The 16,113-nt window shown below is 45.5% G+C and carries 17 protein-coding genes, 1 pseudogene and 1 riboswitch; of the genes and pseudogenes, 15 read left to right on the top strand and 3 right to left on the bottom strand.

Features of this window, described 5'->3' with window-relative positions:
* Nucleotide 1: 1 nt before the first annotated feature.
* From BXO87_RS09965 to BXO87_RS09930, 8 genes and pseudogenes are all read left to right on the top strand, one after another.
* On the top strand, nt 2-409 hold the full coding sequence (locus tag BXO87_RS09965; protein ID WP_038460406.1) for a YxiG family protein: 408 nt from the start codon (nt 2-4) through the stop codon (nt 407-409).
* Between the two features lie 123 nt (nt 410-532).
* The gene (locus tag BXO87_RS21025; RefSeq protein WP_422850610.1) at nt 533-703 is read left to right on the top strand and encodes a YxiF family protein; all 171 of its coding nucleotides are present in this window, start codon (nt 533-535) and stop codon (nt 701-703) included.
* Entirely contained in the window at nt 685-1,290 is a 606-nt protein-coding gene (locus BXO87_RS09955; protein WP_038460403.1) for a hypothetical protein, read from the top strand. Before BXO87_RS21025 ends, BXO87_RS09955 begins: the two co-directional genes overlap by 19 nt.
* 1 nt (nt 1,291) lies before the next feature.
* Nucleotides 1,292-2,137, top strand: a complete 846-nt coding sequence (locus BXO87_RS09950) for a hypothetical protein (RefSeq protein ID WP_038460400.1) — start codon at nt 1,292-1,294, stop codon at nt 2,135-2,137.
* Nucleotide 2,138: 1 nt separating this feature from the next.
* Complete coding sequence (locus BXO87_RS09945) at nt 2,139-2,504, top strand: YxiJ family protein (RefSeq protein ID WP_038460398.1); 366 nt, start codon at nt 2,139-2,141, stop codon at nt 2,502-2,504.
* 16 nt (nt 2,505-2,520) lie between these two features.
* The gene (locus BXO87_RS20710; RefSeq protein WP_038460396.1) at nt 2,521-2,781 is read left to right on the top strand and encodes a hypothetical protein; all 261 of its coding nucleotides are present in this window, start codon (nt 2,521-2,523) and stop codon (nt 2,779-2,781) included.
* A gap of 51 nt (nt 2,782-2,832) precedes the next feature.
* Nucleotides 2,833-3,058: pseudogene (locus BXO87_RS09935) on the top strand (hypothetical protein).
* Nucleotides 3,059-3,112: 54 nt separating this feature from the next.
* Entirely contained in the window at nt 3,113-4,552 is a 1,440-nt protein-coding gene (locus BXO87_RS09930) for a DEAD/DEAH box helicase (RefSeq protein WP_038460394.1), read from the top strand.
* A 28-nt stretch (nt 4,553-4,580) separates the two neighbouring features.
* Here the strand turns inward: BXO87_RS09930 and BXO87_RS09925 are convergent, their stop codons facing one another.
* Nucleotides 4,581-5,831, bottom strand: coding sequence for an MFS transporter (locus tag BXO87_RS09925; protein ID WP_139337728.1), 1,251 nt, complete (start codon nt 5,829-5,831; stop codon nt 4,581-4,583).
* A 155-nt stretch (nt 5,832-5,986) separates the two neighbouring features.
* On the opposite strand from BXO87_RS09925, the gene licT reads away from it, so the two are divergent.
* Nucleotides 5,987-6,814 carry a BglG family transcription antiterminator LicT gene (gene licT / locus BXO87_RS09920; protein WP_038464420.1) on the top strand — a complete coding sequence of 276 codons (828 nt, stop codon included), beginning with the start codon at nt 5,987-5,989 and terminating at the stop codon, nt 6,812-6,814.
* A gap of 233 nt (nt 6,815-7,047) precedes the next feature.
* Complete coding sequence (bglS, locus tag BXO87_RS09915; protein ID WP_038464417.1) at nt 7,048-7,779, top strand: beta-glucanase; 732 nt, start codon at nt 7,048-7,050, stop codon at nt 7,777-7,779.
* 41 nt (nt 7,780-7,820) lie between these two features.
* On the opposite strand, the gene citH is transcribed toward bglS, so the two are convergent.
* On the bottom strand, nt 7,821-9,101 hold the full coding sequence (citH, locus tag BXO87_RS09910) for a citrate transporter CitH (RefSeq protein ID WP_038460384.1): 1,281 nt from the start codon (nt 9,099-9,101) through the stop codon (nt 7,821-7,823).
* A gap of 200 nt (nt 9,102-9,301) precedes the next feature.
* Between citH and BXO87_RS09905 the strand changes: the two genes are divergently transcribed.
* From BXO87_RS09905 to BXO87_RS09890, 4 genes are all read left to right on the top strand, one after another.
* On the top strand, nt 9,302-11,353 hold the full coding sequence (locus BXO87_RS09905) for a catalase (protein ID WP_038460381.1): 2,052 nt from the start codon (nt 9,302-9,304) through the stop codon (nt 11,351-11,353).
* A 185-nt stretch (nt 11,354-11,538) separates the two neighbouring features.
* Nucleotides 11,539-12,222 carry a hypothetical protein gene (locus BXO87_RS09900; protein ID WP_038460379.1) on the top strand — a complete coding sequence of 228 codons (684 nt, stop codon included), beginning with the start codon at nt 11,539-11,541 and terminating at the stop codon, nt 12,220-12,222.
* A gap of 74 nt (nt 12,223-12,296) precedes the next feature.
* Nucleotides 12,297-12,545, top strand: coding sequence for a hypothetical protein (locus BXO87_RS09895; RefSeq protein ID WP_046341506.1), 249 nt, complete (start codon nt 12,297-12,299; stop codon nt 12,543-12,545).
* Nucleotides 12,546-12,685: 140 nt separating this feature from the next.
* Complete coding sequence (locus BXO87_RS09890; protein ID WP_038460376.1) at nt 12,686-13,360, top strand: DUF3298 and DUF4163 domain-containing protein; 675 nt, start codon at nt 12,686-12,688, stop codon at nt 13,358-13,360.
* A gap of 46 nt (nt 13,361-13,406) precedes the next feature.
* On the opposite strand, the gene BXO87_RS09885 is transcribed toward BXO87_RS09890, so the two are convergent.
* Nucleotides 13,407-14,600, bottom strand: coding sequence for a NupC/NupG family nucleoside CNT transporter (locus tag BXO87_RS09885; RefSeq protein ID WP_032875637.1), 1,194 nt, complete (start codon nt 14,598-14,600; stop codon nt 13,407-13,409).
* Between the two features lie 135 nt (nt 14,601-14,735).
* Nucleotides 14,736-14,836, bottom strand: a riboswitch (purine riboswitch).
* A gap of 362 nt (nt 14,837-15,198) precedes the next feature.
* On the opposite strand from BXO87_RS09885, the gene BXO87_RS09880 reads away from it, so the two are divergent.
* The gene (locus BXO87_RS09880; protein WP_038460945.1) at nt 15,199-16,080 is read left to right on the top strand and encodes a methyltransferase domain-containing protein; all 882 of its coding nucleotides are present in this window, start codon (nt 15,199-15,201) and stop codon (nt 16,078-16,080) included.
* The last annotated feature ends 33 nt before the right edge of the window (nt 16,081-16,113 follow it).

Genomic DNA, 16,113 nt, shown 5'->3' with positions numbered 1-16,113 from the left:
GATGTACAAAACAATTAATGAATGGGTAGATTACATAGATGGGGGGTGCGCTGTCCTTCATTTTGATTTTCAAGTGTTTAAAAAAGAACTTTCACTTAAGATTCAGGTCGTTGAAAATAAAGCCGAATATACGCATAACATTCTTTTTCAAAATGTAGCATCTGTTTATTTCAGTGCAGATATTGGTGATATGAGATTAGAAAAAATAGATCCTGAAGAATACAATTGGCAAGTATTTGAGATGAGTTACCACCCGGAAGGAATCGGAAATCTATCAAATGCTGTAATTCCGGAGTATCAATCAAATGCTAATTTTCTCATTGACATGAACAGAATGCTGATTGCTGTAGAAGCTGAAACAGTTCGCTTTGATGATCAATCATTTTATGCGTATCATTCGAAATTATAAATAAACAAATAAGAGAGGTTCCCAGCCCTCTCTTTTCTTACATAACGAAATCGTTCGCGGAGGTAAACATGAGAAGTCCTTTAAATTTACAAAAAGAATCATTAAGGGCTATAGGGAAGCTAGATGTCATATGATCTAGTGAGTAAAGATATTGAAGGCCGGCTGCTTTCTAACAGCTTTATTTTAGTTGAGCCGTCCTTCTCATTTGCTATCTGTTTATTTCACACAGAATACGGCTGTGAGCTTGTGTATAAACCGCTGAAAAGAGGTTCAAAATGCATCCCTTTTTTATAAAAAACACAAAGGAATCGGCGGTTTTTCAATCCCAAATATATTCCTTATTTCATGAAAACAAAACGTTGCCCGAACAAGTATTTAAACAACGAAAACATTATTATCTATTCGAAGAATTCCACTGGGTCTTGTCTAAAGAAGGCTGGGAGATGCTCAAAAGTTTGGCGCATCATCATCACGATGATTTTATCTTAATGGCTGTTCTGGCACAACCGGATGATATGAATCGGTTTTACGGGGAATTCGGATATTTTAACTGGTTAAAGATTCCTTTATATATAACCAAAGATGAATATCTTTCAATCTTAACTGATTATCCAAAGTACAGTAAAAATGACAGCATAATGAATATTGCATCCCGCGTCGTATGGGCTTCACCGACTTTCAAGTGGGCGATTTACGGAGAGAGAGAATTTGAAATTTGTATTTTAGGCATTGATCAGGAGATTGCGGGAAAAACGTTAGAATCATGGAGGCCGTTAGATGATCATGTTTTAGACTGGATATCAGTTGTATGCCCGGATCAGACTGTTCCGGATGAATTTCAAAAAAAGCTCACCGCGCATTATAAATACAAGGGGCAATGACATGAAAATAAAAATGAACAAGATACACGATGAATCAGTAAAAGGATGTTTTTGTCACTTTGACAACTGCGGACGTCAGTATCTTGGTCAGCATCAGAATGGCAGTCTTTCATTTACGATCACGGAGGAATCCGGCGATACCCGAGAGGTTCATATCGATGAACAAATTCCGTGTGAGGATATTATGCTGTTTCAACAGAGTTCGGCTGACTGGTATGTGTTGATTTTCTTTGAATCGCATGAGTATAAAGTGAAAGTATTTTCAGCAGAAGGAACTGAACAAAGTGCATTTTCTCTGCCTTCAGGAGTTTCATGCAGTCTTTTGGATGAAAAACAAAACCTGTGGATCGGTTTAAGTGATGAAGGTATTTATAGTGATGAAAATCCTGAAGGGCACAGTGTGCTGTGCTTCACTTTAGAAGGGCACCTAAAGAAAACTCACATTGATCAGCAGCTTTCAGAAATGTATGCGCCCGCGGCAGATGACTGCTATGCACTTGCAGAAAAAAACGGACTGATCTACATGCTGTATTATTCATATACAGTCATTGCTGCGTTTGATGAAACCGACGTGAAACGAGTGTGGATTATTTCTGATAAAGCATGTTCAGGGGTTTACGATCAGCTTGCGATTTCAGGTGACGGGTTTTGGATATGCAAAGATGATCATTCACTGTCCCTCATTCCGGCTGATGTCAGTCTGCCGGTGCAAGGGATAACGTGCTGTGATGCGGATGGTGATGAGCTTTCCGGGCATCAGCTGAAGCTGACTGGCAATGCCATTTACGCGGTCTCGAATTCGGGGATTTATAAGCGGGATATCAGTAATTGGAAAGCGTCAAAATGAGATGATGAAATCCAACAGATATTCTTTAAATAATGACGTCATCCGAAACCTGAAATTATACAAAAAAGAATTAGAGGGGCCGCTGCCTTCAGATACAGGGAGATTCGAAGAAGACTTTGAGGGTGCTGCCTGTGCTGGGGATTTTTATGAATACTTCGCACTTATCTGCGGCGGCTTAGATTTTGTGTTGGCGAATAAACAAATGCCTGCACGGCAGCGTAAAGCCTTATATAAATCCTTTTTTGAGCTGTATCCGCAATATGCGCAGCTGAAAAACGCTTTAACAGATTATCCGGAGCTCAGCCGGGAAATCGGGCGGCACGAACGGGCCAGGAGGCTGTTAGTCAGCATTTTAAACAAGAAATGAAAGGCAGGCTTCTAACGTGAAAGAACCCACAAGAGCAGAATGTCTGAAGAAGGCTGGTCTGATCCTGAACGGTCAAGCGGCGAGGGAAGAAGTGTCGGATTGGGCGTGCGAGTACGTGGCTGCAGATGATCCGGCGGTTGAGGATGAAACCGTTTGGGAGATGCTCGTATATTTGAGCGGGTTTGATCTGAAAGATTCGCCTGATTCGTATCTGCATACGAAAGAAGAATTAAAAGATTGGATGCAGACATATAAAGAAATTCATGGGGGGGTGTAAGATTCATTTGAGTCAGACATGCCAATTCAGCTGAAAAAAAGGAGGCACAAAATGGAGTGGCACAAACATGAGAAAGCAGTTCTACTGAGGCTGGATGATCTTGAAAGCATCACCGACATCCATCTGGATATCAGCCCGGTCGACGGCGGCTGGGAATCGATCCGCTACTATGTCGATGACGGGGAAGGAAGCATGAGCTTTTATTGCGCCAAATGGGTCGTGCTTGACATGAAGAAAAAGCACTCCCCCCGAATGGCCCGGCAAAACGTCAGGGTAAAGCGGCGGCATTTCGCGTATAATGAGGGGAGCCGGACAGAGAAGGAGTTTAGTCATGAATGAGTTTAATGAATATGCGATCAGCCCCGAGATCCGACGGGCGCTGAATGGCTTGCAATACACCGAGCCGACTGAAGTGCAGCGGCGCGTCATCCCCGCCGCGCTGCAAAAAAAAGACCTCGTCGTCAAATCACAGACGGGCAGCGGCAAAACCGCGGCTTTCGGCATTCCGATCTGTGAGCTTGCGGAATGGGAGGAAAACAAACCGCAGGCGCTGATTTTAACGCCGACCCGCGAGCTTGCGGCGCAGATTAAAGAAGATATCACGAATATCGGCCGTTTCAAACGGATAAAAGCCACAGCGGTTTTCGGAAAAGCTTCTTTTGACAAACAGAAAACCGAACTGAAGCAAAAAAGCCACGTCGTTGCCGGAACGCCGGGGCGTGTGCTTGATCATATAGAGAAAGGGACGCTGCCGCTTGAACGGCTGGCGTATGTAGTGATTGACGAAGCGGATGAAATGCTGAATATGGGATTTATTGAACAGGTGGAAGCCATCATTCAGCATCTGCCGAAAAACAGAGTCACCATGCTGTTTTCAGCGACGCTGCCGGATGACGTCGAGAAGCTGAGCCGCACATATATGAAAGACCCTGAATTGATTGAAGTAAAAGCGGAAGGCCTGACGACAAAAGACATTGAGCATTTTGTCACCAGAACAGAAGAAGAGGACAAAACATCTTTGCTGCGTGATGTCCTGATCACCGAAAACCCGGACAGCTGCATCATATTCTGCCGGACAAAAGAAAGAGTCATCCAGTTAACCGATGAGCTGGACAGGCTGGGCTATCCTTGCGATAAAATTCACGGCGGCATGGTGCAGGAAGACCGCTTTGACGTCATGAATGAATTCAAGCGCGGCGAGTTCCGCTATCTCATTGCGACCGATGTTGCCGCCAGAGGAATTGATATTGAAAACATCAGCCTCGTCATCAATTATGATATTCCGCTTGAAAAAGAAAGCTATGTACACCGCACCGGCAGAACGGGCCGCGCCGGACACCGCGGACTGGCCGTTACGTTTGTGACGCCGTCTGAATCACGGTTTCTGAATGACATTGAGACATATATCGGTTTCCGCATCAAAAAGCGGGAGGCGCCGTCTGAGAAAGAAACAGCGGAACGGAAAGCGGCTTTTGCGGAAAAATTGAACGCCCGCCCCGATGTCAAAACAGACAAAAGCGAACAGTTAAACAAAGACATCATGAAGCTGTACTTTAACGGCGGGAAAAAGAAAAAACTCAGAGCGGTCGATTTTGTCGGAACGATTGCGAAAATCGACGGCGTTTCAGCCGATGATATCGGGATTATCACGATTCTGGACAACGCATCGTACGTCGAGATTCTGAACGGCAAAGGCCCGCACGTTCTTGACATCATGAAAAATACGACGGTCAAAGGCAAAAAACTGAAAGTCCATAAAGCCAAGAAATAAAAAAAAGCCTGCCGCGCGCAGGCTTTTTTTACGTCGTCTCCTCAGGCACGAACGCAAGGATGCCAATCCCGATCACAAATAACAAAATCAGGCTGAACACGGCGGCTGACGAATTTCCGGTCAGCTGGGCGGTCACGGCAATCAAAAGCGGGCCGATAATTGAAGCGAACTTGCCGAAGATATTATAAAAGCCGAAAAACTCATTGGCGTTCTGTTTGGGGACAAGCTTGGCAAAGCAAGAGCGGCTCAGCGCCTGAATACCTCCTTGGGAAGTGGCGACAAGCATAGCCAAAACCCAGAAATCAAAAGCGGAATCCATAAAATAAGCATACGTGCAGACAATCATATACACGCCGATTCCGGCATAAAGCATCGTTTTTCCTTTAAACCGTTCGGCCAGCCGTCCGTACAAAATCGAAAAAGGCGCGGCGACGACCTGTGTGACAAATAAAACAATCAGCAGATTGGCCGCGCTGATGCCGAGGTCAGCCCCGTATGACGTGGACATCGTAATGATGGTGCCAACCCCGTCGATATAGAAGAAATAGGCGATTAGAAACAAAAACAGCGCCCGGTGCTTCCTGATCTGCTTCAGCGTGCCGGCCAGCCGTATAAAACTGCTGAGTACAAGCCGCGGCTCCCTCTCGATATAATAGCGCTGGCGGACGCGGAGAAGGAGCGGGATCGAAAACAGCCCCCACCATGCCGCCGTAATCAAAAAGGCAATGCGGCCGGCAACCTGGGCGGACAGCGGAATCACCTCCGCTTGTGCTGAAAGAATGACGGCAATGCTGAGGAGAAAAGGGATCGTGCTGCCGATATAGCCCAGTCCAAATCCCCTGGCGGACACCATATTCATCCGCTCCTTTGCGGCCACATCAACGAGAAACGCATCATAAAATACATTAGATCCGGCAAAGCCGATCGTGGAAATCGTATAACAAATTAATAACAGCATCCAAGATTCGCCGGGAATCAAAGCCAGCGCGGCTGTGCCCGCCACACCGATCAGAAGAAAGAAGGCAAAAAACCGTTTCTTGCATCCTTTGTAGTCGGCAATCGTTCCTAAGACGGGGCCGAGCATCGCCAAAATAAAAGTCGCGGCGGCAATCGTATAGCCCAAATAAGCGGTAGAATCAGCCGCGCTGACACCGTTTTCCGCCGCCGCGGCTTTAAAAAACAAGGGGAAAACAGCCGTCATAATAATGACCGAATAAGCTGAATTGGCCCAATCATACAGCATCCAGCTGCTTTCTTCTTTCGAAAACCGTTTCATCACACACGCTCCTTCCCAAAAACCGGTTCTCTGCATTATATGCGCCTCATCCGCATCGTTGGACAAAGATTTCTGAACGGCGTTTTCTGATTGACCTGGAGATATTGAACTAGTTCAAAGGTGTAGCAGGTAAATGGCCAGGCGGGAGGGAGACAGAATTGAAGATTGCGAAAGTCATTAATAATAATGTTGTCAGTGTGCTCAAAGAAGGCAATCAGGAATTGGTCATCATGGGCCGGGGCATTGCTTTTCAAAAGAAAACGGGAGACCCGGTAGATGAAGCCCGCATTGAGAAAGTGTTCACGCTCGATAACAAAGATGTATCCGAAAAGTTCAAAACCCTTTTGTATGATATCCCGATCGAATGTATGGAAGTATCCGAAGAGATTATCAGCTATGCGAAATTACAGCTCGGCAAAAAGCTCAATGACAGCATCTATGTGTCGCTGACCGACCATATTAACTTTGCGATCCAGCGCAATAAGAAAGGGCTGGATATCAAAAATGCCTTACTGTGGGAAACGAAACGGCTGTACAAAGACGAATTTGCAATCGGCAAACAAGCGTTGGCCATGGTAAAAAACAAGACTGGCGTGTCTCTGCCGGAGGATGAAGCAGGCTTTATTGCGCTGCATATTGTCAATGCCGAGCTGAATGAAGAGATGCCCAATATCATCAACATTACAAAAGTTATGCAAGAGATTTTGAGTATCGTAAAATACCATTTTAAGATTGACTTCAACGAGGAATCACTTCACTATTATCGGTTTGTCACCCACTTAAAGTTTTTCGCGCAGCGTCTTTTTAACGGCACACATATCGAAAGCCAGGACGATTTTTTGCTGAAGTCAGTGAAAGAAAAGTACCATCGGGCGTATGAATGCACGAAGAAAATCCAAACATGCATTGAGCGGGCGTATGAACACAAGCTCACCAGTGACGAGCTGCTGTATTTAACGATTCACATAGAAAGGGTAGTCAAATAAGCATAATGAAAGCGTTGGCATTTTTTCTTCATTCACATATGATCTTGTTAGGATTGTTACTGATAAGCAGGCAAAACCTAAATTACAATGAGCGCGGATCATCTCTGTTTGTGCTGATGGTAATTTAGGTCTTTTTAAGTTTCGTTTTTATCATTATTCTGACTGATGTTCCCTTTTATAGAATCATGTATGATCGATAAAGAAATCGCTTTCAAAGAAAGGGGAATGCCAACATGTTTTATCGTATGAAACGAGTGCTGCTGCTTCTTGTCACTGGATTGTTTTTGAGTTTGTGTGCGATCACTTCTACTGCATCAGCTCAAACAGGCGGATCGTTTTTTGAACCTTTTAACAGCTATAACTCCGGATTATGGCGAAAAGCAAATGGTTACTCCAATGGAGATATGTTCAACTGCACGTGGCGTGCAAATAATGTGTCCGTGACGTCATCAGGTGAAATGCATTTGGCGCTGACAAGCCCGTCTTATAACAAGTTTGACTGCGGGGAGAACCGCTCCGCTCAAACCTATGGCTATGGACTTTATGAAGTCAGAATGAAACCGGCTAAAAACACAGGGATCGTTTCATCGTTCTTCACTTATACAGGTCCAACGGATGGTACCCCTTGGGATGAGATTGATATCGAATTTTTAGGAAAAGACACGACAAAGGTTCAATTTAATTATTATACAAATGGAAAGGGAAATCATGAGAAGGTTGCGGATCTCGGATTTGATGCGGCCAATGCCTATCATACGTATGCGTTCGATTGGCAGCCAAACTCTATTAAATGGTATGTCGATGGGCAATTAAAACATACTGCGACAAGCCAAATCCCGACAACACCGGGAAAGATCATGATGAACTTATGGAATGGGATAGGTGTCGATGACTGGCTCGGTTCCTACAATGGTGTAAATCCGCTATACGCTCATTATGACTGGGTGCGCTATACAAAAAAATAATGTACAGAAAAGGATTTCCGCCATCGGAAATCCTTTTTTAATTAAAACGAAATAATCCCAATCAAAAGCGCCGCAATCGTCATCACAATCGTTGTACCGACGGCCCATTTAATAGTGAATTTTTGATGATCGCCAAAGCTGACGCCCGCCATTCCGACCAGTAGATAGGTGGATGGCACAAGCGGGCTGAGCAGATGCACAGGCTGCCCCAGCAAGGAGGCTCTTCCGATTTCAGCGGCGTCTATTCCGTAAGCGGAAGCGGCTTCGGCGATGATGGGAAGCACACCGAAGTAAAAGGCGTCATTCGACATGAAAAAGGTGAAAGGCATGCTGGCAATCGCAGTGATCAACGGCAGATGCGGGCCCATGGCATCAGGGATGAGGGAAACGAGAGAATGCGCCATCGCATCGACCATTTTTGTGCCTGAGAGAATGCCTGTGAATATGCCTGCCGCAAACACCATTGAGACAACGTTTAACGCATTACCCGCATGTGCCGAAATCCGTTTCTGCTGCTCTTTGACATTTGGATAGTTGATCATCAAGGCGATGGCGAACGCGATCATAAAAAGAACAGGGATGGGAAGCAGGCTGGTGATCAGCGCGGCCATCAGAGCAACAGTCAGCAGCAGGTTAAACCATTGGAGAGCGGGACGCTTCAGCGGCGCTGCCTCCGGATCAGAAGACGGCGCGTGTTCAATCGAAATGATGCCGAGCCGCTTCCGTTCTTTTTTTCCGAGGAGATAAGCAACGGCGATCACCCAGAGAATGCCGGCGATCATAGCGGGAATCAGCGGCGTAAAAACTTCTGACGTGTCCAATTTCAAGGAAGCCAAAACCCTCGCCGTCGGCCCGCCCCACGGAATAATATTCATGACCCCCGAACCGAGCATCGCAATCCCCGCCAGCACCAAACGGTTCATGCCGAGCCGTTTGTAAAGGGGCAGCATTGCCGCAATCGTAATCATATACGTTGTTGTCCCATCTCCGTCCAGCGAAATGGTCATCGTCAGAACCGCTGTGCCGATGGCGATTTTTAACGGATCCCCTTTGACAAGCGATAGAATTTTGGCAATGAGGGGATCAAACAGACCTGAGTCAATCATAATGCCGAAATACAGGATGGCGAATAACAGCATGATCCCGGTTGGAGCGAGGTCTGTAACGCCTTGAATCATCATCTCGCCGAGATCTTTGCCAAATCCGCTGATCAGGGCAAACACAACAGGAACGACAATCAAAGCGATAAGAGCGGAAAGCCGGTTAGACATAATAAGATACATAAAGACAATCATCATCACAAAACCGAGTATGGCAAGCACGATATGACCTCCCCTGTTCAACAGCTGTATTGGTAAGCGCTTTCACGATTTATTTCTGTGAAAATGGCTTATTTCAAAATGTGTATGACCGCATATGTAAATACAGACCTAAAATCCTAATGAGCGGATCAGCAGTTTATATGAAGAACGCCGCGGGTAAATGTGCTGTAGAATGTTTCGTTTTAAAAGGGGGAACTGACATGAGTGATGATCAAAACAAACGAGTAAATGAACACTCAAAGGACGAACAGCTGGAGCAGTACCGGTCTGATAACAGCGGCAAAAAAATGACGACCAATCAGGGGCTTCGCGTGTCTGAGGATGAGCATTCTTTAAAAGCGGGCGTCCGCGGCCCCACGCTGATGGAGGATTTTCATTTTCGTGAAAAAATGACGCACTTTGACCACGAGCGTATTCCGGAACGGGTCGTTCATGCGCGCGGGTACGGCGTTCATGGGCATTTTCAGGTGTACGAACCGATGACGGAATATACACGGGCGAAATTTTTGCAGGACCCGTCCGTCAAAACGCCTGTTTTCGTCCGTTTCTCAACAGTGGCGGGCTCCAAGGGGTCAGCCGACACCGTCCGTGACGCCAGGGGATTTGCGACGAAGTTTTATACTGAAGAGGGGAACTATGACCTCGTCGGAAACAATATTCCGGTGTTCTTCATTCAGGACGCGATCAAATTCCCGGATCTCGTTCACGCCATAAAACCGGAACCGCACAATGAAATGCCGCAGGCTGCGACGGCTCATGATACGTTCTGGGATTTTGTCGCAAACAATCCTGAATCCGCGCACATGGTCATGTGGACGATGTCTGACCGAGGCATCCCGCGAAGCTATCGGATGATGGAGGGCTTCGGCGTGCATACGTTCCTTTTCGTCAACGAGAAAGGAAAAGCGCGCTTTGTAAAATTCCACTGGAAACCCGTGCTCGGCGTTCATTCCCTCGTATGGGATGAAGCGCAGAAAATTGCCGGGAAAGATCCCGATTTCAATCGCCGCGACCTGTGGGAAACGATTGAAAACGGCGGCAAAGTCGAGTATGAGCTCGGTGTTCAGATGATAGACGAAGAAGACGAGTTCAAATTTGATTTTGATATCCTTGATCCGACAAAACTGTGGCCGGAAGAATTGGTTCCCGTCAAGCTGATCGGAAAAATGACCCTTGACCGCAATCAGGACAATGTCTTTGCGGAAACGGAACAGGTCGCCTTTCACCCGGGAAATGTCGTGCCGGGCATCGATTTTACCAATGACCCGCTTCTTCAAGGCCGGCTTTTCTCTTATACGGATACACAGCTCATCCGTCTTGGCGGACCGAACTTTCACGAGATTCCGATCAACCGGCCGGTCTGCCCGTTCCATAACAACCAATACGACGGCTACCACCGGATGACGATTAATAAGGGTCCCGTCGCCTATCATAAAAATTCTCTGCAGAACAATGATCCGTCGCCGGCCTCAGAAGAAGAAGGCGGATACGTTCATTACCAGGAAAAAGTAGAAGGCAGAAAAATCCGCCAGCGCAGTGAGAGCTTCAATGACTATTTTTCTCAGGCCAAGATGTTCTGGAACAGCATGTCTCCCGCCGAGAAAGAACATATCATCTCCGCGTTCTGTTTTGAAGTCGGAAAAGTGAACAGCAAGGATGTGCAGCAGCAGGTGGTTGATGTCTTCAGTCATGTCGACGCCGGGCTTGCCGAGCGTGTTGCGAAAGGAATCGGCGTGAACCCGCCGCCGAAGGATCGTGAATCAGATGAAACGTTCACTTCCCCGGCCTTAAGCCAGGAAAACACGGTGAAGACGGCAGCGACAAGGCAGGTCGCGGTTTTAACCGACCACGGGTTTTCTGATGAGAAAGTCAAACAAGTGCTTGACGCATGCAAACAGGCGGGAGTCAGAGCCGATATCATCAGCCCCGCGCTGGGAACCGTGAAGGGAGAAAACGGTACGGAGCTGGAAGCGTCAGCCACTTTCCTGACAGCGGATTCCGTCCTGTACGACGCTGTTTTCATTCCGGGCGGAAAACAAAGCACAGACAGCCTCAAAGCCCAAAAATCGGCCAGAGACTTTGTCAGCGAAGCCTTCAGCCATTACAAAGCGATCGGCGCCTCCGGTGAAGGAAAAGAACTTCTCGCCCTCGCCGCCGGAACCGAAAGCGGCCCCGGTCTTGTTCCGGACGGAAACTGCGAACAATTTCTGAAAGCCGTGGCTGAGCATCGGCATTGGGACAGAAACATATAAGAATATATTTGAGTGCCTCTGAAAATGAGGCACTTTTTAAGTTATTAGAGTAGAATAACGAGAGTTGAGTTAATAATAGAACAAACTAAAAATTTAATCTCTATATTACTTGAACTGAAGTTGATTTTTAGTTAACATAAGTTTAAAGTTAGTAATTATCTCGCGATAAAAGTTAGGAGAGTTTTATGAAAAAGAGAAGCCGTGGATTTCCGCGATTTAATTTAGAAAATACTTTAAAGTTTGCTAAGTTAATAAGAAGTTATTCAGGAGATAGCGATATTGAAAAAGACTTAATAACAAAAGCTCTGGGATATAAAAAATACAGCGGGGCTGTAGGCAACAAAATAGCATCCTTAAAACACTTTGGATTATTAGAAAGATCCTCTGGTAATTATAAGCTGACTCAGCTTTCCAAAAGGATAATTGATTCAATGAGCGAGAAGGATTTTCAAAGTGCTTTGAGAACAGCATTTCTTCAACCAGAACTATTTGCTGAACTTTTTAATAAGTATTCAAGTGAAGGAGCAATTCCAGATAATTTACCTGAGATTTTAAATGCATATCATGAAATTTCAGATAACAGTAGTGAATATGCCTCTAGGATTTTCATTGAGTCAGCTTTATTCGCTAATATAATACATAAAAATAAAAAAATAATAAAATCAAATAGAGAGGAAACATTTATGGATAAAAAAAACAGCACTCCAAGAGAAGCGTTAGAACAAGGAACTATTGAAATGCAAAGGTTCGATTTTTCCCTTACTAATGGCAAATCTGCAAAAATTATAGTACCGGGGACATTAATTAAGAGAGACATTCAAATTATTCGAAAACAGATTGAAACTTTGGAACTTCAAGTAGAAGAATAATAAAAGCAGAGGGATACATAGTGAAGCCGTTTACCGAAAAACAACTTGAAGAATATTACCGGCGTGACGAAAACATGATGATTTTGGTGTTTGCCCAATGGTGCGTCAATCATGACCTTGATCCGATGGCCATTTACAGCAAGGCTTATCCCGGACAGCCTTTAAACGAAGAGCTGCGAAAAACGGCTGAAGAACTTGTCGTGCCGAAGGAGGAATCAGAACCGATTCCTGATCAAACTGTCATCGGCGTTTTGGAGATGTTCGGCAACTCCGATTTGGCAGAAGCCGTTTATGAAGCCATTGCGCAAAGACCTTCACGGTAAAAGAGGCGTGGATTTTCCATGTCTCTTTTTTTCATGGAGAAAATGTGAAAGAAGGCCCAGAAACAATTTGCTGATCCGCGCTGTCTATAGAGTGTAACCCGTTTTCAAAAAGGGAACGGTAATGAAAAGGAGGAGTTGTGATGAAAAAGGCATTCAAAATGATGGCGGCCGTGCTCTTAACCGTGCTGACAGCCGCGCCGTTCGGAGGTTTCGCGCCTTCAGCCGAGGCCGCGCAAACCGCAAAGCCCGTTGTCAAAAGCCATACGTATAAGCATGTAAAACAGCTGACATACCCCGAGGTCACAAATACGGGAAACGCATCTTTTGAAAAGAGAATCAATCAGGACTTCAAACGCTATATTGAACAATCGTATCAAGAATATGTGAAAAACAAAAAAGACGGTGAGAAACAAGGCTACAAAGCGGAATACCAGGCAGATTTCAAGGTGAAATATAATCAAGACGGCAAGCTCAGCATTCAGACGGAAGACTACAGTTACACAGGCGGCGCACACGGGCTGACAGCCGTTCAGACCTTTAATTACGACTTGGCCGCAAAAAAACGGGTCACACTCAATGATGTGCTGAATACAAAAACGAAAGCTAACAAGACGAGAGACTATCTTTACGGCTACATCAAGAAACATGACGATCTGTTTGACCAGGACGTCAAAAAACAAGAGATCATCCTGAATAACGAAAGACCTTTCTTCTTTACGAAAAACGGCATTGCCGTTGTGTTCGGACAATATGATGTCGGACCGTACGCGGCAGGAATCCGGGACGTTTTCGTACCTGCATCCGTCTATCAATAAAAAAAGCGATATCACTCCAAAACGGAGCGGTATCGCTTTTTTTCTTTTACCAGACAAACAATCCGACAATCGCCGCGCTCAATAAGGAAACGGCAATTCCGCTGACAAGCAGCTTCCAGACGTTTTTTCCGATGATGGCTGATTTTTCACCATCAAGCAGAGATTGATAAGATCCGTAGATCATACCGATGGTGCTGAAGTTTGCGAATGATGTCAGGAATGTCGTAGCCACGGCAATCGTGTGCGGCGGGAGTGAATTCAGCTGCCCTTTCAGATCGGCCATTGCCACAAATTCATTCGTCGCGAGCTTGATGCCCATCAGCTGTGCGACATACATCGCGTCATGTACGCCTAATCCGAGAAGGAAGGCAAACGGACTGAAGATGTATGAGAAAATCTTTTGAATGGTCAAACCGTGCACGAACAGTCCGAGTACGCCGTTTAACGCGGCCGTTAACGCCACATAGCCGATTACCATCGCTAAAATGACAATGACCATGTTCATGCCGACAAGCATACTGTTAGAAATCGTGGAGAAGAAGTCTTTTTTCTCCGCTTTTGAAGGAACGTAAATAATATCATCCTCTTTAGAAACGTCCACAGGATTCAGCATATTGGCGATTAAAAGCGCGTTTAAGCAATTCAGCGGGATGGCTGTAAACACATAAGTGGACGGAACCATCGTCAAGTACGATCCGATGATCGAGCCGCTGATGCTGCTCATGCTCATCAGCCCGAATGTCAGAAGCCGGTTGTTGCTGACGGCGGCAAGCTGCTGGCGGATGACGGCTAAAGCTTCCGTATTTCCTAAAAACATCATCTGGATGGAGAAAAAGCTCTCCAGTTTCGGCAGACGGGATATTTTAGAAATCAGCCAGCCGATTTTATCAATGAGCCACGGCAGAATACCGAAATAAGACAGCATATCAAAGAAGGTCACGACGAAGATAATCGGCAGCAATGCGCTGAAGAAAAAATCAACCGTCGGGTTCGCCATGACAGACGGAAAAGCGAACGCAATCCCTTGACTGGCGCAGGAAATCAGCCATGTAAAGAACGCGCCGATCTTCCCGATGACAAAGCCGCCGATTTTTGTCCCTAACATAAACCAAGTAATCAGAAACTCAAAGACGAGGAGCATGACAATCGGACGCCATTTAATCTTCTTCTTGTTGGGAGAGCATAAGAAAACAACAGCCATGACAACAATGAGACCGACAATGTTCAATAAAAAGTACATGTGAGCAACTCCTATAAGGGTATTATGGAAATAAAAAAAGCTCTTATTCGTCACAAATTCCTGAAAGCCAGAAAGTGTGATAAATAAGAGCCAAAAGAAAAGAATAGACAGCGTCATATGCTTTTCACTCGTTCAAATTTATGCAAACTTTCTTGTAGTCTAGTCTTTTACGGCACTAGGTAGAAACAATCAGACCATATTACTGATCATATACAAGAATAACGATATTACATGAGATAGCAGTATTTTATCGTTTCAATTTTTGAAAATCAACCTTTTTAGATATTTTCAAAATAATAAATTTATATTATAAATAAAGAAAATAAAGGATGTCTATAAGTAATTGGATAATAAAGGTTTAAAATACCCCCAAAACCGTTCCGGTTCATTGTAAAGACGGGATGCAGCTGATAAAATGGATCTGAGGGCACAGCCTTCAAAAGACGGCAGAAAAGGGGGCATTTTCGTGATCATCCAATTCATTCGTTACAGATAATGAGAGGTATAGATAAATAGGTAAAACCTTCCAATTCGGCAAGGTTTATTTGTCTATGCCTTTTTCATTTCATCGGAATAACGAATGAATGAGGTGTTTTTTTTGACGTCTATAAAAAGAAAACGCGCGGAATTACTGCAATCATGCCAATCCGTGTTCAGGTGTCCGCTATGCCGGTCGGCCATGGCGGTCTCACGATACCGAAGCTTGATTTGCGGACAGGGGCATACATTTGATATATCAAAGCAGGGATATGTGAATTTCCTCAATAAATCGGTCAAAACCCGCTATGACAGGCAGCTGTTCGAAGCGAGACGCGAGCTTTTTGACAGCCGGGAATTTTTTGCTCCGGTTCAAAAGGAGATCGCCGCCATCATCACCCATATTCAACCTCCGCAAAAACCGGCGGCGATATTGGATGCGGGATGCGGAGAAGGCTCTCATTTAGCCGCCGTATGCAAATTGCTTCAGCCCGCTTTTTCCGTGACGGGAATCGGCATTGATCTCTCGAAAGAAGGTGTGCTGCATGCCGCAAAGGCGTTCGGGAATCATTTGGTTTTTGCCGTCGCTGATGTGGCGGATGCGCCGTTTGCCGACAGCTGTTTTGATGTCGTGATGTCTGTTTTATCACCTTGGAATTACAAGGAATGTAGCAGGCTTTTACGAAAGGGCGGCACAGTCATTAAAGCGGTGCCGCGGCGTGATTATTTGAAGGAAGTAAGGGAATTCTTCTTCGGAGACAGCCCTCGGCGGAATGACACCGCCGATTCTGCGGCCGGACGATTCCAAGCGGGCTTTCAAACCTTTGAGCGCAAACGGCTGTGTTACACGAAGACCTTAGCGCAGCCTGACCTCGAGCGGCTTGTGAAAATGACGCCCTTAACATGGAAATGTACTGATGACAGCATCCGGCGGTTCATCAGCCGGAAAGAGGCTGCTGTCACGATAGATATCGATATTTTAATCGGAACCGATCCGCTGTAAAACGGAAAAGACACGCTAATCGCGTGTCTTTTT

This window comes from Bacillus sp. GZB (genome assembly GCF_001975995.1).
GTDB classification, from domain to species: Bacteria; Bacillota; Bacilli; order Bacillales; family Bacillaceae; genus Bacillus; species Bacillus velezensis.
The sequence above is the reverse complement of the archived record's forward strand: the minus strand, read 5'-3'. Positions and strand labels throughout refer to the sequence as shown.